Origin of the sequence: Pseudomonas sp. LTR0 (assembly GCF_036630035.1) — a bacterium.
Taxonomy (GTDB): domain Bacteria; phylum Pseudomonadota; class Gammaproteobacteria; order Pseudomonadales; family Pseudomonadaceae; genus Aquipseudomonas; species Aquipseudomonas putida_Y.
Genome location: NZ_CP123734.1, coordinates 1,547,916 through 1,571,204, shown reverse-complemented (window position 1 = coordinate 1,571,204; position 23,289 = coordinate 1,547,916). Strand labels below are relative to the sequence as shown.

Annotated in this window: 19 protein-coding genes; all 19 read right to left on the bottom strand. The window is 61.7% G+C overall.

Annotated elements, in window-relative coordinates:
• Window positions 1–2: 2 nt before the first annotated feature.
• The 19 genes from rffA to flgB all read right to left on the bottom strand — a co-directional run bounded on the left by rffA (window position 3) and on the right by flgB (window position 22,906).
• Window positions 3–1,157, bottom strand: coding sequence for a dTDP-4-amino-4,6-dideoxygalactose transaminase (rffA, locus tag QCL51_RS07355; RefSeq protein WP_021785167.1), 1,155 nt, complete (start codon window positions 1,155–1,157; stop codon window positions 3–5).
• A gap of 23 nt (window positions 1,158–1,180) precedes the next feature.
• Window positions 1,181–2,560 carry an FAD-dependent oxidoreductase gene (locus QCL51_RS07350; protein ID WP_021785166.1) on the bottom strand — a complete coding sequence of 460 codons (1,380 nt, stop codon included), beginning with the start codon at window positions 2,558–2,560 and terminating at the stop codon, window positions 1,181–1,183.
• A 12-nt stretch (window positions 2,561–2,572) separates the two neighbouring features.
• Entirely contained in the window at window positions 2,573–3,340 is a 768-nt protein-coding gene (locus QCL51_RS07345; protein WP_021785165.1) for a hypothetical protein, read from the bottom strand.
• Window positions 3,341–3,376: 36 nt separating this feature from the next.
• Entirely contained in the window at window positions 3,377–4,012 is a 636-nt protein-coding gene (locus QCL51_RS07340) for a class I SAM-dependent methyltransferase (protein ID WP_021785164.1), read from the bottom strand.
• Window positions 4,009–4,707, bottom strand: coding sequence for a WbqC family protein (locus tag QCL51_RS07335; RefSeq protein WP_021785163.1), 699 nt, complete (start codon window positions 4,705–4,707; stop codon window positions 4,009–4,011). Before QCL51_RS07335 ends, QCL51_RS07340 begins: the two co-directional genes overlap by 4 nt.
• Before the next feature lie 107 nt (window positions 4,708–4,814).
• Complete coding sequence (locus QCL51_RS07330) at window positions 4,815–7,550, bottom strand: glycosyltransferase (protein ID WP_338444715.1); 2,736 nt, start codon at window positions 7,548–7,550, stop codon at window positions 4,815–4,817.
• A 56-nt stretch (window positions 7,551–7,606) separates the two neighbouring features.
• A complete protein-coding gene (locus tag QCL51_RS07325) occupies window positions 7,607–11,182 on the bottom strand; it encodes a glycosyltransferase (RefSeq protein ID WP_135192496.1) in 3,576 nt (1,191 codons plus the stop codon).
• 77 nt (window positions 11,183–11,259) lie between these two features.
• The gene (locus tag QCL51_RS07320; protein ID WP_135192497.1) at window positions 11,260–12,843 is read right to left on the bottom strand and encodes a flagellar hook-associated protein 3; all 1,584 of its coding nucleotides are present in this window, start codon (window positions 12,841–12,843) and stop codon (window positions 11,260–11,262) included.
• A 13-nt stretch (window positions 12,844–12,856) separates the two neighbouring features.
• The gene (gene flgK / locus QCL51_RS07315; RefSeq protein WP_338444714.1) at window positions 12,857–14,887 is read right to left on the bottom strand and encodes a flagellar hook-associated protein FlgK; all 2,031 of its coding nucleotides are present in this window, start codon (window positions 14,885–14,887) and stop codon (window positions 12,857–12,859) included.
• 12 nt (window positions 14,888–14,899) lie between these two features.
• Complete coding sequence (flgJ, locus tag QCL51_RS07310) at window positions 14,900–16,054, bottom strand: flagellar assembly peptidoglycan hydrolase FlgJ (RefSeq protein WP_021785158.1); 1,155 nt, start codon at window positions 16,052–16,054, stop codon at window positions 14,900–14,902.
• A gap of 11 nt (window positions 16,055–16,065) precedes the next feature.
• Window positions 16,066–17,181 carry a flagellar basal body P-ring protein FlgI gene (locus QCL51_RS07305; protein ID WP_181005145.1) on the bottom strand — a complete coding sequence of 372 codons (1,116 nt, stop codon included), beginning with the start codon at window positions 17,179–17,181 and terminating at the stop codon, window positions 16,066–16,068.
• Between the two features lie 6 nt (window positions 17,182–17,187).
• Window positions 17,188–17,883, bottom strand: a complete 696-nt coding sequence (flgH, locus tag QCL51_RS07300) for a flagellar basal body L-ring protein FlgH (protein ID WP_021785156.1) — start codon at window positions 17,881–17,883, stop codon at window positions 17,188–17,190.
• Between the two features lie 36 nt (window positions 17,884–17,919).
• Entirely contained in the window at window positions 17,920–18,705 is a 786-nt protein-coding gene (gene flgG / locus QCL51_RS07295) for a flagellar basal-body rod protein FlgG (RefSeq protein ID WP_012051601.1), read from the bottom strand.
• A 48-nt stretch (window positions 18,706–18,753) separates the two neighbouring features.
• A complete protein-coding gene (locus QCL51_RS07290; RefSeq protein WP_021785154.1) occupies window positions 18,754–19,494 on the bottom strand; it encodes a flagellar basal body rod protein FlgF in 741 nt (246 codons plus the stop codon).
• 192 nt (window positions 19,495–19,686) lie between these two features.
• Window positions 19,687–19,872, bottom strand: coding sequence for a hypothetical protein (locus tag QCL51_RS07285; RefSeq protein WP_080671168.1), 186 nt, complete (start codon window positions 19,870–19,872; stop codon window positions 19,687–19,689).
• 70 nt (window positions 19,873–19,942) lie between these two features.
• Entirely contained in the window at window positions 19,943–21,298 is a 1,356-nt protein-coding gene (gene flgE / locus QCL51_RS07280; RefSeq protein WP_021785153.1) for a flagellar hook protein FlgE, read from the bottom strand.
• A 31-nt stretch (window positions 21,299–21,329) separates the two neighbouring features.
• Window positions 21,330–22,034 carry a flagellar hook assembly protein FlgD gene (gene flgD / locus QCL51_RS07275; RefSeq protein WP_021785152.1) on the bottom strand — a complete coding sequence of 235 codons (705 nt, stop codon included), beginning with the start codon at window positions 22,032–22,034 and terminating at the stop codon, window positions 21,330–21,332.
• Between the two features lie 15 nt (window positions 22,035–22,049).
• On the bottom strand, window positions 22,050–22,493 hold the full coding sequence (gene flgC / locus QCL51_RS07270; RefSeq protein WP_012051596.1) for a flagellar basal body rod protein FlgC: 444 nt from the start codon (window positions 22,491–22,493) through the stop codon (window positions 22,050–22,052).
• 2 nt (window positions 22,494–22,495) lie between these two features.
• Window positions 22,496–22,906 carry a flagellar basal body rod protein FlgB gene (flgB, locus tag QCL51_RS07265; protein WP_021785151.1) on the bottom strand — a complete coding sequence of 137 codons (411 nt, stop codon included), beginning with the start codon at window positions 22,904–22,906 and terminating at the stop codon, window positions 22,496–22,498.
• Window positions 22,907–23,289: the final 383 nt, after the last annotated feature.

Here is a 23,289-nt window from a genome sequence, read left to right as displayed (position 1 = left end):
CCTCAAACAGCGCGGGACTCGGCAAAGAATTGGGCGACTGCGGCACATACTTGGGCGACTTGGCGAGCGCTCATGTCGGAATACAGCGGCAAGCGCACCAGACGCTGGGCTACATCACAGGTCACCGGCAGTTCTCCGACGCTGCGCGAATAACGAAGGCCGGCAGGCGAATCGTGCAGCGGTACATAATGAAACACCGCGTGAATATCCCGCTCGCGCAGGAACCGGATCAGCTCACTACGTTCGTGGTTGTTGCGCATCAGCAGGTAGAAGATGTGCGCGTTGGCTGGCCGCCCCCCTGGCGTGCGCGGCAGTTGGAAGTACCCATCGGCTTCCAGTGCCTGCAGCTGGTTGTAATAAGCCTCGTACAGGCCACGCCGATGAGCGTTGATGCTTTCGCCCTGCTCCAGCTGGGCATACAGGAAAGCGGCCGTCAGCTCGCTGGGCAGGAACGAAGACCCGACATCGACCCAGGTGTACTTGCTGACTTCACCGCGGGCAAACGCCTTACGGTTGGTACCCTTCTGCCAGATGATCTCGGCGCGCTCGATCAGTTTCGGGTCATTGATCAGCAATGCCCCTCCCTCACCACTGATAACGTTCTTGGTCTCATGGAAACTCAGGCAGCCGAGGTGGCCGATGGTACCCAGGGCCCTGGTCTTCTCACGGGCAAGAATTGCCTGGGCGGCGTCCTCGATGAGCATCAGGCCGTAACGGTTGCAGATACGCAACAGCGCATCCATGTCACAGGGCTGCCCCGCATAATGCACGGCCACGACCGCCTTGGTCTTCTCGGTGATTGCGGCTTCGACCAGACGCTCATCAAGGTTGAGGCTGTCCGGACGAATATCCACGAACACCGGCACTGCACCACGCAGCACGAAGGCGTTGGCGGTGGAGACGAACGTGAATGACGGCATGATGACCTCATCCCCCGGCCCGACATCGGCAAGGATCGCCGCCATCTCCAGCGCTGCAGTGCATGAATGGGCTAGCAGCGCTTTTGGGCAGCCCAGGTTGTCCTCCAGCCATTGCTGGCACATCTGGGTGAACTGCCCGTCGCCAGCGATGCCGCCGTTCATCACCGCTTGGGCGATGTAGAACAACTCCTTGCCAACGACAAAAGGTTTGTTGAAGGGTATTACCTGTTTGCTCACGTTCGTATTCTCCAGCCCGTGCCTCAGGTGAAATCGCTCAGTGGCAGGTAGCCACCGATCAGCGCATCGATAAACTCGACCTGTACTGCCTGCTCCATGCCATTACGGGTAAAGAAATCTCGGGCACGCTGGTAGTAATACTGCTCAAGCGCCTGGTCGGCATCGGTATGTCCCGCGTCGAAACCATGCTGGGAAAGCGCCGAGCATTTGACTGCTGCGTATTTGCGACAACACACCTCGACCGACTGATCGAGCATTGCCCGTCGCTGTGGCCGGGTGTGTGCGAAATACGCGCTTGCCTGTGGCGAAAGAAGCTGCCCCTGCACCAGCGCTGCCAAGTTGTCCGCCAACCACGGCGCGAAATGGTAGCCGTCGCGCCGCGTGCCGGTTGCGATGAACGTATTGTCGTTGAGCTGACCAATGACCGGATAACCATCGAGGCTCACCGGTCGATAGCCAAAGTTGTACCGCACGAAGCCACTGGCGCGGTGCATCTGATTGACCTGATTGATCGCACCATTGATCAGTGCTGCCACCGACTCTGCGCGCGGTACCTGCTCGTCAACCGTAGTAATCAGGTTTGTCGCACCGACCACGAAAAGATCGTCCCGGTAAGGCGCATGGTAGATGCCACAGGCGCCACCACGGTTGGGTGTGCGAAGCACGTATCGGCCCTGGATACTCTGGTTTTTCAATACCACGGTAGCGCCGACGCCATTGATCACCCGAATGCAGTCGTCCTCTGCCCACAGCCGGGTTGCCATGCTGCCATTGGCCAGCACCACGCGCTCTGCGGCCAGCACACGGCCATCGGCCAGGCGCGCGCCACAGGTGCGGCCGCCGACCTTGTCCAACGACTCCACTACCCCCTCGACAAAACGCACGCCGCGCCTGGCCAACGTCTGCTGCAGGGCATGCACTACCCCGTCCGGGTTGACCACACCCTCTCGAGGTAGGAACAAGGCGTTGCGGCTGCGATAGCCCGAAGCCGGCGAGTATGCAGGCTCTAGCGTCGGCTCGATCCGCTCGTGGGGTTCCGCGAATTCTTCGAGATAGCCGGCAATGGCATCGAAGGCCTGGTCTTCGAACGCGTTGGAAGCGTTGTTGTTGACCAGCACGGTGCCTAGCCGATAGTGCTCGGCGGGGATTTCGAATTCTTCGACGAACGCCGCCCACAGCCGTGCGGAAGCCTGGCTGAGTTCGAACTTGAGGCGATCGCGCGGCTGGTCCAGTGCACCCGGCTCAAGTTCGGCGAACGAGTTGAGCATGGCGGCGGCGGCCATCGACGCGCTGTAGGGTCGCGATATCGGGCCCACCACAGTAATGCGCTCGGCCGGTACCGAACGGGAAAGACCTGCAGCGATCGCCAGGCCAACCATACCGTTACCAATGATTAGAAACATGGCTCGCCCCCCTTACAGCAACTTGACGATGCACAGGGACGGGTATGTCTGCGAGCGCTTGATCTCATGACGTACCTTGCCCAGCACTTCGGCCACATAGGCGTAGCCCTCGCCCGGCAGGAAGTCACGCTGCAACTGGAAGAACGCCAGCTGCGAACCCGGTACGCAGCGCGGCAGAATCTGCTCCAGGGCAAAGCGGGTCGGCCCTTCCAGGTTCATGTCGAAGAAGGCCAGCGCCACAAGCAGATTGCGGTTTTCCTCGATGAAACGCGGCAAGGTATCCTTGATGTCGCCCTCGACCACCTGGTGGCCGCTGGAAACCTGCGGCAGCGCATTGATGCTTTCATGCACAGCGAGCAAATGGCGCAGGTAATCGGCATAGCCGCTGCCAGTATCGTAACAACCGTCCTGGAAATGCTCGTTGTCGACCTTGCTGTCGCTGGCGTGGGACTTGTAGCCGGCGAAGGTATCGAACGCCGCTACCCGACGCTGCTTGTTGAAAGGCTCGAAGATGGCACGCAGGTTTTCGCATAGCACCGCGTTCTGACCACGCCAGGTACCGAAATCCAGCACCGAACCAGGCAGCGGGACAATCTCGCGATACAGGTCGGAAATCGCCAACATCCGCGCAAGGGAAGCCGAACGGATGAACAGGCCGAGATTGCGCTCTTTCTCGGCATCATCGAGCGGCGCGTTGGCGAAGGACTGCCAAAGGCGCTCACGCGCTTCAAGCTGGCTGTCGCTGGATTGGGTGACGGAAGTAGAGCCTTTCTTGAGCATGGATGTCTCCAGGAAACAGGGAAGTCGAATGGCAGGTCACGGGGCCTTGCGCACGAGCAGGGTGAATTCGTACAAGCCATAGTCATGCAAGAGTGCCACCTGCCTGGAGTAGGTTCTTTTGCACAGGTCAAAGTAAAAGCACGGATCGCCGTAATACAGGTAGTCACGCATGAAGGGCGCATCGGAGTAACTGGTCAGGCAGTTGAACGCGAAGCCTTTGATAGAGCAGGCATCCATACTGCGAAGCACCTCGGCAATATAGTTTTCCCAGGCTTCACGCGGAGTCTGCTGTGAAACGTTAAAAATGCCGCTGGCCACCGCGTAGTCCGCCGTTCGGCTGGACCGCTCAGCGACCTCGAAGCTCGTGGACGGGTCCGCCCCGTGCCTGGCGCGGGCCGACGCGATCATTTCGGCTGACAGGTCATAGCCGTGGTAGTCCACCGCCGCGCCGCGTTCGCGCAACCACTCCAGCAATGCGCCGTAGCCGCAACCAACATCGACCAGGCTAAAACCTTGCTGCCACTCCTGCTGCGGGACCAGCTTGAGCAGCTGTTCAAAGCGCAGATGTTGGGAAGCGCTACCGTTCCAGTCAACCCCTTCCGGGGTGGCCCCATGTTCGCGAATACGCGAGGAGTAGTACTGTTCCACTTCGCGCAGAATGGTAGTGCTCATGGTCGCCGCTCCAGGAAGGCAGGCGCGTCAGCGCCAGTATTGAACAACAGGTCGATGACACTCAGCGCGTGCTGGAAACCGCCGTATAACTGCGGGTACTCGGGGTAGCCGGCATAGTCCATGTACGACAGACCGAGTCCGGCAGCAGCAAATGCGGCCTCGTCCAGATAACAGCTTGCTGCCGGCCCCGACAGGTAGTGCGTGCCACCAACGGCCTGGCATAACTGGATCAGCCGTTCGTTCTTGCCGGTTGCCTGCCCCAGCTCTTCGGCGCGAAACAGCGGTGTGTAGATGTTCAGCAGCGGACACAGACCGGCGATGAACAGATGGTTGATACGGGAAAGATGAGTGAGCGCTGCGGCCTGCTCGAAGAGTGCCCTGATCGGCCCCTCCATCTGTTCGAAGCAAGCCGCGCGGCGGTAGCTCATCTCAATGGTTTTCCAGTGCGCCTGCGCCCAACCCGGCTCGCTGACCTGCACTTCGTTGATCAACTGCTCGTAGCGTCCCTTGTTCCTCACCGGTATGCTCAGCCAGTGCTCACCCTGTGCAGTCTTTATCTTGTTGCGATTACGCCAGTCTCGGCGCGTGTACTGGACATCGTCGAACAGAATGAACGCGTCGACGCTGCCGATCAGGTCGAAATACCCTTTCCATGGAATGTAATTGGACTGCAACACAGCCACTTTCTTTTGCATCCACGACCTCGTTCACACCGCGTGAAGCCAGGCGTCAGCCTGTCAATTAATTGCCGCCAGGCGAAAAAAACCGGGCATCTGCCCGGCTTTTGCAATTCCCGCGCCAGCTACTTGAACGGGACGAGCCAAGCGGCTTCGGCGTACCCCCCCTGGCCGTCAGTAGCAACTTCGCGGGTGAAGGCGCCAGGCCATTTCCCCAGCAATTGCTGAACAGCCTCAGGAGCCAGAGCAGCAGGGCCCTCGATCGCCAACTGCGCCTGCGGTGCAAGCACCACGAGGCTACCAGCAGCTGCCACAGTGAGGCACAAGTCGACATCAGCCGCCAGCACCGCCTGCATCCCACCACACTGTTCGAACACGCTTGCGCGCACCATCAGGCAATCCCCTGATACCGCTCGGCAGCCACGCACGACGCCAGACCAGCAACCATGGCTGCCCGGTACCCCCGCCCAGGGCGTGTGCACCCGCGGCCCGGCAAGCAAATCGTATCCGGCATGGACGAGACCGCCATCACTGTCGACCAGGCGCGCGCCGACAACCCCGACCTCGGGCCGTTGCGCCTGGTTGAGCAGCGCCTCAATCCAGGCCGGGGTGACCACCTGGCAGCGTTCACTCAGCAACACCAGGTATTCACCACGCGCCTGCATGGCTGCCTGGTTGAACGGATTCTCCGCTGCCTCGGCAGTCACCAGACGTACGCGGCCAGCGAACGGCTGAAGCGCTTCGGACAACAAATCGTGTTGATCCTGAGCGCAGGCAAGCACGACTTCGTAGCGGGGATAGCGAGTGCGCTGGAACAGACTGGTCAGGCTGCGTTCAAGCGCGGATCGATTGCCCTCATAGACCATCAATACGCTGACCAATGGCGTCGAGCCGTGTCGAAAATCGATGACCAACCCGGCAGCACCCTGTTCGCTCGCCTGCCCCCGATAGCCCAGCCGCTTCAGGTGGCGGTCGAGAATTTCCAGCGCCTCGGCAGGCATCGATTCCGATGCCTGACTGCCGATTACCAGATACTCATCCATGTGAGCCATACCGCCGACACCGCGCTCCTCCACCAGACGCAGCAGCAAGTCGTACTCGAGCGCATGGCCGAGGCGGCTGTCGAAGCCCCCCAGATCAAGCACGACCTGTCGGCGCAGCAGCCAGTGACGAGACATCAGGCCCGGCTGGCTGCGCAGCACATCCAGATCGCTGCCGGGACGCATGATGCCCAGCAGACGGCCGTCGGCATCACGCTGCACCTCATCGGCACAGATCACATCGCAGGCCGGCGACTCGCTCAGCTCCAGCTGCAAGCGTAACAAGCCACCGTTGGCGAGCACATCGCCCGCCTGCAACAGCATCAGCCATTCGCTCTGCACCTGGCGCACAGCCTGATTCAGGTGCGACACCCAGTTACTTGGCTCGACCTGAATGAAATGCAAGGTATCCCGCGCGGTGGTGATGGCTGGCGGTTTACCGGCCTTGAGCACCACCAGTTTGAAATTGCGCAGACCTGTGGCCAGCAGACTGTCGAAAGTCGCCTGCAAGGCAAGGTCATCATCCTCGAGGTCCACCACCATGAAGGCAATCTGTGGGCCTGGCCGCCTGGCCAGTTGCGCAAGCACGCGCTGACGCACCGCCGCCGTCGGTGTCGCCGCCGCCAGCGCCTGTAAAAGCTGGCCCGAGCCGGTGGTCGCGAGCCACCCAGGCACATCCTGGCCGGGAACGCCGTCGAGGTGCTCCAGCCAGGCACTCAACTCACGCACCTTTTCCGCATGCTCCTCGCCCTTGAGAGTCGCGAGCAGGCGTTGGCAGACGTCCCGGGTAAACAAGCCCAGCGCCAGCGCCTGCCAGTAGCGTTGCTGCAAAGTCTCGGTGGTGTCGTTGGGGTGCACTTCGAGCAGTTCCCGCTGACGAACCCAGGTGCCCTCCAGCGCATGACGGTGCTCACGCCCTGTCGGCCAGGCATGACAGAGGAATTCAAGCTCGGTCAGGCGCTGGAACAGGGTGTTCTGATAGTACGGCATCTCCACATACTGCCGGGGTTCGAACTGCCGGTCCGGGTCGGCAATCACGCTGGTCCAGCGAGAGGTGAACAGCAGCGGCGGCTCGCCTGCATCATAGCTGCCACGCACCAGGCGATTGAGCACAACGAAGGCGGATTCGTCGGCGAACACACCCGCGCGTTGCGCATCCCATGCGCGCAACAGGCGTACGGTACGCGCCAACTGTTCTTCCCGGGCAACTGCCGACACACTGCGCGGCGCCAGCTCACAGATCACGTCGGTCTGGTCCAGCTGGATGAATTGCCCTTCAGCCAGCAACGCCAACGACAGCGCCACACGCCAGCCGGCGAAATCCAGATCCTCGGGCAGACTGGCAAGTGCCGCACGCATCCCTTCGACCCTGACCACGGCGCGCCAGGCCGGCTGGTTGGACAGGGCATGCACGCGCATGCGCGCCAGCACGCTCTCGCCCTCCAGCAGTGGGAACGGATGGCCTATCTTGTAATAGGCTACCTGGCTGTTGCCCGGGGCATACCCCAAAGCGTAGCCTTGGGCTGCCAGCGCCGCAGGGTTGGCGCTCAGGCTGGCGGCAGCGCTGTCCAGCGCCGGAGCCTGCACGAAGTCTGCATCCAGGGTCAGACTGACCAGCGGCGTCGCCACCTGCTGCAGCGCCTGCTCCAGGCGCGCACTGCACAACGCCGAAGGGCTGTGCCCTTCAAGCGCATCCAATGCCAGGCAGGCAATGCCAGCCTGACGATAATAATGCAGTGCCCGTTCACGATGAGCGGCTTGGTCGTGGCCAAGCAACAGTACCGTGACGTCACTGCGCGATCCGTTTGCGATTTCGACCATAAAGCACCTTTGAAGGGAAAGTTGGGCGCCCGCTCGCAACGAACGCAAAAAATGAATCAGTCCGCCAACCAGGCGTTGGCCCACTGCTGCAGATGCTGTGGCATCAGCACGTAGTCACGCAGTACCACTTCGCGCAGGGCATCACCCTGGCGGTAGCTGGCCTGGGGGTCGGCCAGGTGCATGCGAATCGCATCCAGCCACTGTTCGGACGTGTTGTTGCGCACCCGTGTGCACGGCAGGTAGCCGTCATAGGCCTTGGTATCGGTGCAGATCACCGGGAAGCCGCACGCGCCATATTCAAGCAGGCGCAAGTTGCTCTTGCAGTCGTTGAACAGGTTCTGTTCGAGCGGTGCCAGTGCCAGGTCGAGGTTGAGGTTGGCCAACTTCTGCGGGTACAACGCCAAGGGCACGCCTTTGTGAAATTCCTTCACGTAAGGCCGCAACGCATCCGGGCACATGCCGAAGAACACCCAGTCGACCTCGTCGGCCAGGGCCTTGATGACGTCCAGCAACAGCTCCAGATCGCCACGGTGGCTGGTGCCCCCGGCCCAGCCCACGCGCGGCCGCGCGCTAGTCTGACGCTCGCTGGCCAGCCCAGCCCACAGGGGGGCGGCTAGCATGTTGGGGACTACCCGGATATCGTGGTGCATGCCCGACAAGGCATCGGCTAGCGGCTGGGTCGACACAACCACCCGGTCGCACAGGGCAATACCTTGGGTGACCAGCTCACGCATGTTGGCCGGCATGTTCCGCGCATGGGCGTTCTTTTTCGGCACGTCGATGATGTAGTCGTCGATCTCGTAGATGCGCCGGGCGTTCGACAGGCGCTTGAAGCGCGTGATTTCATCGATCGAGTTGCTCGTGTAGCGGCACTGCAAGATCATCACGTCGGGCTTCTCACGCTCGATCTCGATCATCTCGGGTGTACTGAAATCAAGCCGCCCCTGTATCCAGCCCGCGCGCTCCAGCTCGGTGAACGGCTGCGCCACCCGGTAGTGACCAACCGCCGAGGTGTTGATCGGCAGCGCCAACACCGACGGCAGCACACGGCTGATGAACGGGTCCCAGCCACGACGCTGTCCGGCATCAAGGTTGAAGCTCGCCATCTTCAGGCTCAGGTTGCGGTTGTAGGCAGGGTCACGGGCAACCTTGTCCAACCAGCGTTCATGGAAGATGTCCTTGTCCAGCACCTTGCGCTTGCTGTCGGTCCGCGCGTCGCGAGTGGAGGCGAAGCGAACGAGCACTGCATGGGGTGTCCACACCGCCAGATAGCCTTGTTCGCGGATGCGCAGGCAGAGGTCCGCGTCCTGTAGGCCGCCCTTGAGTCCCTGCTCGTCGAAACCGCCCAGCGTGGCGAACAGCTCGCGGCGCACCAGCAGGCAGTCCAGGCTCAGCGCACTCCAGTTCTGCACGGCATTGAGCCGGAGCATGTAGCCGCCACTGTCAGCCGGCATGCCGACGAACGGGCTGCTGACGCCGCCATGCAGCCCCAGAACCAGCCCGGCGCCAAACACCTCGCCAGTGCGGGTACACAACTTGGGCGCAACCACGCCGACCTCCGGGCGCTGGGCCTGGGCCATCAACTCCGCCAACCATGGCCGGTCGAAGGCGGTGCAGGCGCTGTCGAGCATCAGCAAGTAATCGCCACGGGCGGCCTCGCTGGCCTGATTCAACTGCGCCACCTGGCTGCCGCTGGCGACCTCGATCACACGTAGCTGATCGCTGCCAAGCCGCTGCATGGCCAGGAGCCATTGACGCAGGTCGGTCGGTGTATCCGGCGAGGCAATCAGCAGCACCTCGAAATGGCCATACTGGGTGTGTTCGAACAGGGACTCGACACAACGCATTACCGTGCTCAGGTCGTCACCGAGCGTCACCAGGATCGAGACCAAGGCTTGCTCCGGGTGCTGGTACGCCACCTGGCACAACGATATGCCTTCGGCACCGACAACCACGGCATCGACGCCCAGGCGTCGCAAATGGGCCTGAACCACGCGTGGCGCCTGCCGCACGCAGCGCGGGTCGTGCAGCCACTGGCCAAAGTCCCACTGGCAATGCACCAGGAGTTCGTCTATGTGCTCGATGACCTGCAGGCCCTGGCTTTCCGCCAGGCGCCAGAGCAGGTCGTGGGGTGCAAGGGTATCGAAGTCCGGGTCGAAGCCGCCGACCTCGCGCAGAGCGGCACAGTTGAATGCCAGTACGCGCCCTACATACGGCAGGCTGCGCATCAGGTCGAGGTTGAAATCTGGCTTGAAGATTGGTGTTGTCGGGCGCAGCCCGTCATGGCTACCTTCGTCGACGTAGATACAGGCCCGCTCGCGAAGTGCCATGCGCTCGCCCATGATCGCCAGAGCATGGGGCACGAGGCGGTCGCCAGCGCGCAACAGCAGGATCCAGTCGGCATCACCTGCACGTGCCAGGCGCGCCTGCACCTGGGCCAGGCCATTGCCCTGCACGAGCATGCGCTCAAACCCGACCGGGTGACCTGCCAATTCCAGCGTCGCAGGCGCCAGCAGCCAGGTGCCGGCCGCCGCATAGGACTGCGCCGCAAGGCTGTCGAGGGTCGCACGAAGGGCCAGTTCATCACCCGCCTCGGCCCAGATCACAGGGACGATACGCGGCTGCCGGGCCCACTGTTCGAAGCGCTTGGGCAACGCCTTGAGTTGTGCAGCCGACAGGTCACGACACTCCAGCCACTGGGCATACAACTCGTCAAACGACAGGCAGTCGGTACCAACCTGTTGCGCCTGGCGGGCCTGCTGAGCCCCGTACAGGCGGTTGAGTTCGTACTCGTCCCACTGCGCGCCCTGCTCGCCGTGGTAACGCTCCAGCGACAGATAGCGTACCCAGCCACTGGCCGGTGCAGCCTCGCTTGCCCGCGCGGCCAGCATTGCCTTTATCCAGTCGGTCTCGATGGGGAAGGCCAAGGTCATGCCTGCCTGGTGACTCAGGCGCGCAGGGTGCAGGCGCTCCATGCTGAGGAAGCGTGACAGGTGCCCCAGATTGCCTTGGCGCATGAGGCAAATGTACAGCGCCATGTCCAGGCGCGCGACAAACCCACTGCCCTCCTGCACCAACGCCGGCAGGTACTCGGCCACCAGGTCACGGCGCATCAGTGCATGGCTAAGGCCGCCGAACAGGTTGGGGGCGTTTGTCTCCAACGCTTCGAGCAAGTCGCTGCCCTTGACTACCGCATCCTCCGGGCACATCACAGCATTGAGCATGCGCGGCGGTAGCAAAGCATCGTCGGCCGCGCACAGCATGCGCTGGCAGATGGTCATGCTGACATCGGCATGCTGCTCCATGACCGCGGCCTGCAGGCCGACACATTCGGGGAACAGTCGGTCGTCGTCACAGAGAAACTTGATCAGCGGCCCTTCAGCATGCTCAAGGCACGCCAGCAGGTTACGGGCGAAGCCAAGGGTTTGTGGGTTGCGCACGTAGCGCACCGGCTTGCCGGTCTCGCTCACCACCTCGTCGACGATACGCTGGATCTCCGGGCCACGGCTGTCATCGCAGACCAGCACTTGCAGTGCCGAGTAATCCTGGTTGAGCGCGCTAAGCAAGGTGGCGCGGAAGAACTCGGGGTTGAAGGCGGGTATGGCGATGCTGACGAGGGTCTGTTGATTCACGGCGAAGACCTTGAAGAAGTAGCGTGACCAGCGCCGAATGGGCTGGCACACGCCGGGTGACGCAAGAGGGGATGGAATCAGATGTAGTTGACCAACGACAAGCTGGCGACCTTGGCATAGGCCTGCAGCGACGCTTGCAGCATGTTGGTCTGCATCTGCAGGCGCAGCATCACTTCGGCCGGGTCGCTTTCGCGAATCGAACTCTGGGTCTTGGTGTTCTCCGTGCTCAGCGCCTCGTTGGTTTCGGCCTGCACATCCAGCGCCTGGCCTCGGCCACCGATCGCACTGACCGACGACGACACCTGGTTGGTGGCACTGGCGATGTTGCCAATCGCCGAATCCAGTGACGCGAGGAAGTTCTGCCGGGCCACCGGGTCGTTGTCCACTGGACTGGTCAGGGCGGTACGCAGCTTGCCGATGGTGTCGAGGATGTTCTGGGTCTGATGGGTATCGACCTTGACCGCGAACGAGTCCCCCGCGTTCGGTGCGCCAGACAGCTCGAAGCTGACCCCTGCCGCAGTGGCGGTAGTGCCGCCCGGCCCGCCCAGCGTACCCGAGGCCACCGGGCGGCTGTCAGCCGTGACCGGCGTGGCGTACAGCTCGAAGGTGCTGCTGCCGGTGAACTTGAGCACCGCGCCACCGCCCGGGAAAGCGGCCTTGTAGGCAGCCTGATCGGAGATGGTCGCGCTTGTCACCTGCTCGGCGGAGGTATTGCCAGGGCTGCGGGTGCCGGAAACCTCATCGGCCTTGGAACTCAGGCTGAAAGTATGCCCTGCAATAGCGGCATCTTCATTACCCTTGTCGCCGTCCTTGAAGGTGATGTCCAGGCGCAGATCGACACCGCGGAAGCTGATGCTGGTGTTATCGCCATTGGGGTCGAACTTGCCGTCCTGACCGGCCTCGAGCGTAACGTCATTGCCGTCGACGTCGGTGATCTTGTATTCGGTGCTGCTGAGGAATTCGATGGTGTACGGCTCGCCACTGCGGAAGCGATCGTTGTACAGGCTGTTGCCGGAAACCTGGCCGTTGGACAGGCTGACGCGGCCATCGTCGGTGGCCGGTGCGGTCAGGCTGGTCTGGCTGCGGCTGGTGTTCAGCGCCTGCTCGAAGGCATCGTAGCCGGTCTCGTTGGCGGCCAGGCTAAGCATGTCACCGACCTGCAGGTTGAGCTTGCCCTGGTCGCCTTGGTAGCTATAGGTACCATCGGCATTGCGCGCGTAAGGCGGGGTATCGCCCTTGGAACCAGAGAAAATGTACTTGCCGTTCTCGTCCTTGCTGTTCATCAACGAGAACAACTGGTCTTCCAGCGACGCCAGTTCATCGGCATTGGCCTTGCGATCGGCGTCGGTGAACGTACCGTTACCCGAGCTCACCGCAAGCTCGTTGACGCGCTGCAGAATGGTGCCAATGGAGTTCAGGGTGCTCTCGGCAGTGCCCAGGGCGTTGCGCACATTGACGATGTTGCCGCTGTATTGCTTGAGCATGTTCTGCTGCTGCTCAAGCTGCAGCAAACGCGCCGCGCCCACCGGATCGTCCTTGCCAGAGCGCACGCGGATACCATCGCTGGCTTCCTGCTGAGTCTTCACCGCCTTGGCAAAGTTGCTCTGATAGTTGGCACTGTTGGTGTTGTAGAACTGCGAAGTAGAAATGCGTACGCTCACGATCTACGGCTCCTTAAAGACTGTTGATCAGGGTGGCGAAGGTTTCCTGGGCCGCCTTGATGATCTGCGACGACGCGGTGTAGTACTGCTGAAACTTGATCAGATTGCCGGTCTCTTCATCGATCGACACGCCCGACAGGCCATTGCGGCTGTCCAGCGCGGAGGTGTGCAGCGCGTTGGTCGCATCACTGTCCATTTGTGCCTGTCCGGCCTTGCCGCCAACGTTAGAGACCAGCTTGGCGTAGGCATCGGTTAAGCTGATGCCCTTGCCGTCGGCACCCACCTCGACCGTGGACTTGGTCTGCAGGTCGATCACCGACTGGGCGTTGCGGTTGTCCGCCGAGCCTGCGCCGGCCAGCGCGACGGTATAGCTGTCGCCATTTTTCGGCGCACCAGAAACGCTCATCTCGAAGGTGAAGTTGCCACCCAGCGGATTGCCGCTGCCATCAACCATCGGCACCGACAGTTGCAGCTTGTTTTCCTGGCCCGGCACGATGGTGCCGCTGCCGATCTCGGTGCCCTTGGCGTCGTACATCTTGTAGGCCTGGGGCGAGCTGGTGTCGTCGCCAAACACCAGTTTGACCGGGGTCGAATACTTCAGGCCCGTCTGCAGTTGCGAACGCTGGGCGGCGTCATAGATGTCCATTTCCGAGGTCAGCGTCGGCTGGGTGATGACGCCGGTACCTTTGTTGCCCGATCCATTGGTAGCGGTCAGCGGCGAAGCCAAGGCCAGGCGCTTTGGGTCGGTCAGGACAGTATCGATTCCTGCGGCCGCATTGCGGGTCGGGGTGATCTTGAAGCTGTCACCAGCACTGAGGCCACCGCCATTGAGCGACAGGGTGAAACCGTCGATTACCGGAGGCGGCGTGTCGGCGAGGTCGAAGCTGCCCATGTCGGTGCCTTCAGGCAACTTGCGCACGCTGTAGCCAGTGGCGCTGGTGAAGGTCACCTGGTAGTCGCTGGTGCTCAGCTTGCCGGTGTCCTTGATGGTCACGTCGAGGTTGCCGGAGCCGGCGCTGTTGCCGGTCTTGGCGACACTGCGCTGGCTGATGGCCGCGGCGCTGTTGATGTCACCGAACAGGGTGGCACCGAACTCACCGTTCTTGTCGATGCCTTGGGCCAGCTGGCTGTTGATCGCATCCGCCACCACCAGGGCCACGCGGCCCAGCTCGTTGAGCGCGGGGTCGAGGGTTTCCTTGCGGTAACGGATCAAGCCGCCCAGCTCGCCACCGCTGGCGCTGCTGGTGATGTCCATCTTGGTCGAGCCGCGATTGAGGATAAGACTCATGCGGGTCGGGTCGGTCGCGCTCGGCTCCACACCCAAGGTCTGGGTCGTCTTGCCCAGTACCAGGGCCTGGCCGTTCTTCAGGTAGATGTCGTAGTTGCCTTCACGCTCGACCACATCGGTGCCAATCAACTTGCTCAGCTCACGCACTGCACCATCGCGCTGGTCGAGCAGGTCGTTGGGCTGGCCGGAGATGGAGCTGACGCGGGAAATCTGGTCGTTGAGCTCAGCGATGGTCTTGGTCAGGTTATTCACCTGATCAGCCATCGACGCCATGTTGGCGTTGATGTCGCTGTTCTGCTGGTTGAGCTGCGCCGACAGGGTGTTGAAGCGCTTGGCCAGGGACTGCGCGCTGGTCAGCAGCAGTTGGCGCGAGGCGTCCTCGGTCGGCTTGGCGGCAGCATCCTGCATGGCGCTGAAGAAGCTTTTCAGGGCAGCAGTGATACCGGTGTCGCTGCTCGACAGGGCGGTGTCCAGCGGCGTGATCTGGTTCAGGTACGAGCTGGCATCGCTGCTCAGCGAGGTGGTGCTGCGCAGCTGGTTCTCGAGGAACGCGTTGTAAACCCGGCGCACATCCGCCAGGGTGGTACCACTGCCAATGAACACCTGGCCGACCTGCTGGCCGCCCTTGGTCTTCTGCACGTTCTGCTGGCGCGAGTAGCTTTCGACATCGGCGTTGGCGATGTTGTTACCGAGGGTGTACATCCCCGATTGCGCGGCGCCAAGCCCCGACATACCAATGTTGATCAGACTCGCCATGGTTCCATGCCCTTAAAGTTTCGTTGCGGTATCGAGCATTGCGTAGTGCTCGTACGACTTCATCTGTCTTGCGATCTGCGAGATCTTGCTGGCGTAATTCGGGTCGGTGGCGTACCCGGCCTTTTGCAACTCTTGCACGAACTGTTCCGGTTTATCGGCGGCCTTCACCGCATCTTGATAGCGCGAATTGTTCTGTAGCAGGCTGACCAGATCGTGGAAGCTGTCCTGGTAGGAATCGTAGGAGCGGAACGCCGCCGTTTCCTTGACGAACTGGCCATCGCGGAACTCGCTGGTGATCGCCCGCGCCTCGCCGCCTTCCCAATTACCGGTCGCCTTGATGCCGAACAGGTTGTGGCTGCTGCTGCCATCGGTGTTGCGCATGACCGACTTGCCCCAACCGGTTTCCAAGGCGGCCTGCGCCACCAGGTAGCGTGGGTCGATACCAATGCGTTTGGCCGCCTGCTCGGCCATCGGCAGCATGGTGGCGACGAACTCGTCGCTGTCGGCAAAAGCTTTTTTCGGCGCCAGCGGTGGCTGGGCCACGGCGCGCCCGACAATGCGCAGACCGGTGTCCGGCACAGCGAAGGCCTTGGCCACTTGCTGGCCGTCACGGGCAGGCACAGTGGCGGTATTTGCAGTGGCCGCCGACGGCACGATACCGGCCAGCAGGCGATCGGTGAGCTTGCTCGGCAGCGCCAGACGACGCGAGTTAAGTGCAGCGACGTCGTTGCGGGTGGCGGTCGACTGGGTGGCATGCACGGGCTCGGCCACCTTGTTGCCCCACAGCGCCGGGGCGTTGCCCTCGATACGTGGAAACGGGCTGGTGCTGGCCTGGCCGGCCTTTTTCTTCGACAGCTGGCGCACCAGCACATCCTGCAGGCCAATACCACCGCCCTCGCGGGACATGCTCACGGCCAACTGCTGGTCGTACATGTCGCGGTACTGCTTCACCGTTTCAGTGTTCATCGGGTTGTCGTCGGCCAGCACATCACTGGCCTTGCGCGAAGCCTTGAGCATTTCGCTGATGAACAGCGATTCGAACTCCTGGGCTACCTTGCGCACGTTGGCGTCACTGTCGCGATCGCCATGCTTGAGCGAACTCAAGCGGTTGAGGTCGGTGTAGGCACCGCTGTCGGCACCACCGGAAACCAGGCTTTTGCTGTTCATCCGCACCGTCCTCAGATCACGATCAGGTCGGCCTGCAAGGCGCCGGCCTGTTTCAGGGCTTCGAGGATCGCCATCAGGTCGCCGGGCGCTGCGCCCACCTGGTTCACCGCGCGGACGATCTCATCCAGCGTGGTGCCCGGGCCGAACTTGAACATCGGTTTGGCTTCCTGCTCGGCATTGACCCGCGAACGTGGCACCACGGCGGTCTGGCCGTTGGAGAGCGGCCCGGGCTGGCTGACGATCGGGTCTTCGGTAATGGTCACGGTCAGGCTGCCGTGGGTTACCGCCGCCGGCGACACCTTGACGTTCTGGCCGATGACGATAGTGCCGGTACGCGAGTTGATGATGACCTTGGCCACCGCCTGGCCCGGGTCGATTTCGAGGTTTTCGAGGACCGACAGATAATCCACGCGCTGGCTTGGGTCCATCGGCGCGCTGACCCGCACCGAACCCCCGTCCAAAGCCTGGGCCACGCCAGGGCCGAGCAGGTCGTTGACCTTGTCCACGATACGCTTGGCGGTCGTGAAGTCGGGGCGATTGAGGTTCAGGGTCAGGGTATTGCCCTGGTTGAAGCCGCTCGGCACCGCACGCTCGACGCTGGCACCACCCGGAATACGGCCGGCGGACGGCACGTTGACAGTGATCTTCGAGCCATCACGACCCTCGGCGTCAAAGCCGCCCACGACCAGGTTGCCCTGGGCAATGGCGTAGACATTGCCGTCGATACCCTTGAGCGGGGTCATCAACAGGCTGCCGCCGCGCAGGCTCTTCGAGTTACCGATCGAAGACACGGTAATGTCCACCACCTGGCCCGGCTTGGCGAACGGCGGCAGGTCGGCATGCACCGACACTGCGGCAACGTTCTTCAACTGCACGTTGCCGGAACCGGCCGGCACCTTGATGCCGAACTGCGACAGCATGTTGTTGAAGGTTTGCAGGGTGAACGGTGTCTGGGTGGTCTGGTCACCCGTGCCATTGAGGCCCACCACCAGGCCGTAACCAATCAACTGGTTGGAGCGTACGCCAGAGATGCTGGCAATGTCCTTCAGGCGCTCGGCCTGGGCAGCGAAGGCGCAGGACAAAAGCAGGGTTGCGGCAATCAGCTGCCTTACGTTGAACATGGTCATCCGTACTCAGAAAGGCCAAAGCGGGCTGATGAAGAAGCGGTCCAGCCACCCGGGCTGGCTGGCATCGGCGAACGAGCCCGTACCGGAATAGGTGATGCGCGCGTCGGCCACGCGAGTGGACGGCACGGTGTTGTCAGTGGCGATATCGTCAGCGCGGACCATGCCGGCAATGCGCACCAGCTCTTCACCGGTGTTCAAGGTCAGCCACTTCTCGCCGCGCACGGCGATGATGCCGTTGGGGAGCACTTCGGCTACGGTCACGGTAATCGAGCCGGTCAGGGTGTTGCCCTGGGTGGCCTTGCTGTCACCCTTGGTGGCGCGCTCGCCGCTGTAGCCGGCCTCCAGCGACAGGTCACCACTGCCAAACGGGTTGTTGGTGTTCGGCGTGGTGCCGAACAATGACGTCAGCCCGATGTTGGCATTGCTGTTCTTCTGGATCTGCGAACCTGCGTTCTTGCTGGCCGAAGTTCTCTCGTTGAGGGTGACGGTAATGATGTCACCCACCCGGAACGCCTTGCGGTCGCTGTACAGGTTCTGTTCGAAACCGGCCTGGTAGATCGAACCGTTGTTGGCCGCTGCCGGCAATGGGGTGCGCGGCAACACCGGCGCATAGTACGGGTCGTTGGGCCTGGGCGTCGGCGCGACGCAACCTGCCAGCAACACCGCCCCCCCCAGGGCGAAAACGGACAACAGACGATTCATGACACTTACCTCACGGGCGCAGCTGAGTGACAGGGTTTAGAGCTGTTGAGTAACGAACGACAGCATCTGGTCGGCCGTGGAAATGACTTTGGAGTTCATCTCGTAGGCACGCTGGGTGGTGATCATGTTCACCAGCTCTTCCACGGTGCTGACGTTGGAGTTCTCCAGCGTCTGCTGCAGGGTGGTGCCAAAACCGTTCAGGCCCGGGGTACCGACCTGGGGTGCGCCACTGGCAGCGGTTTCCAGGAACAGGTTGTTACCCATCGCCTGCAAGCCAGCCGGGTTGATGAAATCGGCGGTCTGAATATTGCCGATAACCTGCGCAGCCGGGTTGCCGGCGGTGGTGATCGACACGGTGCCGTCCTGGCCGACAGTGAAGGTCTGGGCGTCGTTCGGCACCACGATGGCAGGCTCCAGCGCCAGGCCATCGGCGTTGACGATCTGGCCGTCGGAGTTCAGGTGGAAGGTACCGTCGCGGGTGTAGGAAACGGTGCCGTCAGGTTGCAGGATCTGGAAGAAACCACGGCCATTGACGGCCATGTCCAACGGGTTTTCCGTGGTCTGCAAGCTGCCGGTCTGGAAGTTTTTCTGCGTGCCGACAATGCGCACGCCGGTACCGACCTGCAGGCCCGACGGCAACTCGCTGTCCTGGGTCGACTGCGCGCCTGGCTGACGCTTGATCTGGTACAGCAGGTCCTGAAATTCGGCACGATCACGCTTGAAGCCGGTGGTTGAGACGTTGGCCAAGTTGTTGGAGATGACCGTCAGGTTGGTGTCCTGTGCGGACAGGCCGGTTTTAGCGACCCAGAGAGCCGGAAGCATTTAGTGTTCTCCTCGTGCGCCTGATTTACGGCACCCGTTCAAATGTGGTTAGCCGATTTGCAAAACACGCGCCATGGCTTCGTCGCCTTCCTTGGCCGCGTTCATCATCTTGACGTGCAGTTCGAACTGGCGGGACAGCGCCAGCACAGAGGTCATTTCTTCGACAGCGTTGACGTTGCTGCCCTGCAGGAAACCTGACACCACCCGCACGTTGACGTCAGCATCCGCGGGTTGGCCGGACGCGGTGTGAATCAGCCCGTCCTGGCCTTTGGTCAGGCCTTTGGTGTCGGGGTTGACCAGCTTGATGCGATCAACCTCCGCCATCACGCGCGGGTCCTCGCCCATGGAGCGGATGCTGATGGTGCCATCGGAGCCGACTTCGACCTTCTGCTCGGGCGGGATGGCAATGGGGCCGCCATTGCCAAGCACAGGCATACCGTTGCCGGCACGCAACACCCCGAGAGCATCGATGTTCAGGCTACCGGTACGCACATACGCTTCGCTGCCATCTGGCGCCTGCACGGCGATAAAACCGTTACCGCTTACGGTCACATCCAGGTCACGGCCGGTTTCCACCATCGGGCCTTCACTGAAGTCGGTGCCCGGGCGCTCGGTCATGGCAAAGGCACGCGCCGGAAAGCTGTCACCGAACACAGGCATCGAGCGCGCCTGCTCCAGGTCTCGCTGGAAACCGTTGGTGGAAATGTTCGCCAGGTTGTTAGCGTGCGCCTTCTGCGCCAGCGCATTCTGGCTGGCACCGGTCATGGCCACGTAAAGCATCTTGTCCACAGTCATCCTCCGCTGCACTGGCGATCGCTTGCCGCTCGCCGTTGCTGTACTGGCTCTAAAGCAAGTTCCGAACCAACTTTCCGAAATCGAGAAAAAGCCCGTGAATACGGGCTTTCGCAGGTGCCGCCGGTGTGTTGAACGCCGGTTATCCGGCGCCTGGTTGCCGATGACGGCAAACCTGCACCGGCCTCCTCAAGGCTCACGACAACCACCATTGCTGTAGGGACCGGCGAATTTCTTCCAGCCATCGCCTGGCGACCATTGCGAGCAGACCAGTCGCCCATCCACCTGGCTTTCCCAACGCCACCAGGGCGCGGTACCGGCATGGGCCTGGTACAGGCAAAAAGTAGCGATCAATGTGACAAAAAGCCGTTTCATGCCCCCTCCGGCAAAGACGACGAACCCCTTCGCGACAAAGGGGTTCATCCACACACTCAACCAGAAACCATCAGGCCATCTGAATGATGGTCTGCATGATGGTGCTTTCGGTGGAGATCGTCTTGGCGTTCGCCTGGTAGTTGCTCTGCGCCTTGATCAGCTCGACCAACTCCTGCGTCAGGTTCACGTTCGAGCCTTCCAGCGCGTTGGACTCGACGCTGCCCAGGGTACCGGTCTTCGGCGCATCGATGCCCGGAATACCGGAGGTGTAGGTTTCCGTCCAGCGGGTACCACCGATCTGCTGCAGGCCCTGCTCGTTGGCGAAGCTGGCCAGGGCTACCTGACCAATGGCGCGGGATTGCTGGTTGCTGAAGCTGGCGAACAGCACGCCCGTCGAGTCGATGCTAAGGCTCGACAGAATACCGGTCGCGTAACCGTCCTGCGACTGCGACATGCGCGCGGTCTCGGTGTTGTAGGAGGAGGTGCTGTTCATCGCCAGGCGCATGCCATCGGCGTTGCCAACTGCGCCATTCGACGCCCAGTTACCTGCAGAGTCTTCCACCGCCGGCACCCAGCCAGTCATGGTGAAGGTATTGTTGTTCACCGTGAACGAAGCGCCCGCCGGGTGCCCGGTGTTATCGGCAGTCATGCTGCTGACCGAACCATCGCTGTTGAAACTGATGGTGCCGGTCAGCGGCACAGTGGAGGCCGGGTCGAACGGGTTGCGTCCGTCTACCAAGGTGTACATGGTCCACTCATTGGTGCCAGTCTTGCGATAGAACTGCTCCATGGTGTGCTCGTTACCCTGACTGTCGTAGACCTTGGTCGGGAACGACTTGGTGTACGTCGTCTGATCGGAAGGATCGAACGGCAGGTTCGGCACCATCGCACCACTACCATCGTCGACTTCCAGCGGGATGTCGGCGGCCGAAGAATTCAGGTTGATGCCCTGATCGATCAGCGATGTTGCCTTTGGCTGCAGCGCAGACGTATCGATCTGCAGATCGGTCAGCACGCCCTTCTGGATCTTGCCAGTCGAGTCGGCGGCATAGCCCTGCAGGCGCAGGCCGTCCGAGGTAATCACGAAGTTGTCCTTGCTGGCCTGGAAAGCACCCGCACGGGTGTAAACACGCGAGCCGTTATCGGACAGCACGAAGAAGCCCTGCCCCTGAATCCCCATATCCAGCACGTTGCCGGTGGTGTTGACGTCACCCTGGGTGAACTGCTGGGAAACGGCTGCCAGGCGCACCCCGTTACCCACCTGGTTCTTGCCAACACCCAGGCGGTTGGAGCCTGCGTAGACATCGGCGAACTCGGCACGCGACGACTTGAAGCCGGTGGTGTTGACGTTGGCGATGTTGTTGCCGGTGACATCCAGCTGCTTGTTTGCTGCGTACAGACCGCTAAGGCCGATATTGAAAGACATGAATTCGCTCCTTTTGCCGCACTAGCGGGCCTTAGATACCGATGGTTTGCACGTCGGAGAGGGACACTTTGCCAACACCGGCAAGGTTGAGCACCATTTCGCCGGCGGCGCTGAAGCTGACGCTTGTCACCTTGGCCGGCAGCAATGTGCTCATCTGCACCGACTTGCCGTCCACCGTGGTGCTGGCGGTGAAGGTGTAGGTGCCAGGGTCGACTTTCTCGCCACTGTTGTTGGTACCGTCCCAGATGAAATCGGCGTAACCGGCTTTCTGCTCGCCCAACTCGATGGTCTTGACGGTGTTGCCGTCCTTGTCCTTGATGGTGATCTTCGCTTCGCCGATGGCTTGCGGCACAACGAACTGCGCATTGAAGCTTTCGGCGGTGTCGACCACGGCCTTGTCGTTCTGCACCACCACCGAACGCCCAACCAGTGACGACGCCTGCAAGGCCTGGGACGAGGCCATGGAGCCGGTAATGGCACTGACCGACTCGTTCAGCGAGGTAATACCTTCGAGGCTGCTGAACTGTGCCAACTGGGCAACGAACTCACCGTTGTCCTGCGGGTCCAGCGGGTTCTGGTGCTGCATCTGGGTGACCAGCAGCTGCAGAAAGGCATCTTTGCCGAGCGAATCGTTGCCGGTCTTGGATGCGGTGTCCGTGGTCTTCTTGGTGCTAGTGCCCACACCCGACGCCGACAGCACGTCATTGAGGTTCACACCGTTAGTATCGATTGCCATGCTCTGAATTCCTTATCACTGCCCCAGGGTCAGCACTTTCTGCATCATGCTCTTGGCCGTGTTCATCAGCTCGGCATTGGTCTGAAACGCGCGGCTGGCGGAGATCATGTCAGCCATCTCCTCGACCACGTTGACATTCGGGTAGTAGACGTAGCCGTCCTTGTTCGCCGCCGGGTGATTCGGCTCGTAGCGTGCTTCCAGAGTGCTTTGGTCTTCGACGATGCCTTTTACCTGCACACCCTGCCCTGCCTCGCCCTGGTCTTCGAACAGCGACTGGCTACTGCCGGCCTGCGCATTCTGGAAGGTGGTGGCGAACACCGGGTGACGGGCGCGATACGTCTGGTCGATGCTCGAAGACACGGTCTCGGCGTTGGCGATGTTGGACGCCACGGTGTTCAGGCGCGTGTTCTGTGCACTCATGCCGCTACCGGCAATGTTGAAGACACTGGAAAGGGACATGGTCATTCTCCCCGCAGGGCGGAAACCAGCCCTTTGAATTTACTGTTGAGCAAGGTAAAGCTGGCCTGGAAGCCAATCGCGTTTTCCGTGTAGTTCGATTGCTCGATCTGCGCATCCACGGTGTTCTGATCGATCGACGGCTGCAGCGGCGTGCGGTATTTGAGGGTTTCATCAGCCATGGCCAGGCCCTCAGCCTCGATGTGCCGGCTGTTGGTACGGTCAAGGCTGAAGCGGCCGCCGCTCTGCTGCTTGTCGCTTTCGGCTGCGAGCACCGAGGCGAAGTCCATGTCACGCGCCTTGTAGTTGGGCGTGTCGGCGTTGGCGATGTTGTTGGCCAGCACTTCAGCGCGTTGGGCGCGGAAGCCCAGAGCCTTTTCGTGAATACCAAGCGCCTTGTCGAAGCTGATGCTCATGTCAGGGAAACCTTCAGAGGTTGACCGGAATTTCGTTGAGCAAGGTATAGCAAGGGCTGTGCCAACCAACGAAAAGCCCGGAAATACGGGCCTGCGGGGCGAGGTGGTGTCAGAGTGATGCCAGAAAAGCGGCAAAGGACTTCCGCCTTGGGCCGCAAAAGCGGCAATTGCCGGGCGGCAAAAGCGGCAAAACAAAAAATTGACGTCATTGTTCGGCGACAGAAGGGTTTCGCCTGGGAGATCGAGCGCCGCCCGCGCGGCGCATCGCGAGCTGCGCTCGCTCCCACGTTTGTTTCGGGCCAATTATTCCTGTGGGATTTGCGCGCGAACGCCTGGGTGCATGGCTCGATATCGCGCAGTACAAACAAGGCGGTCGCGCGCGT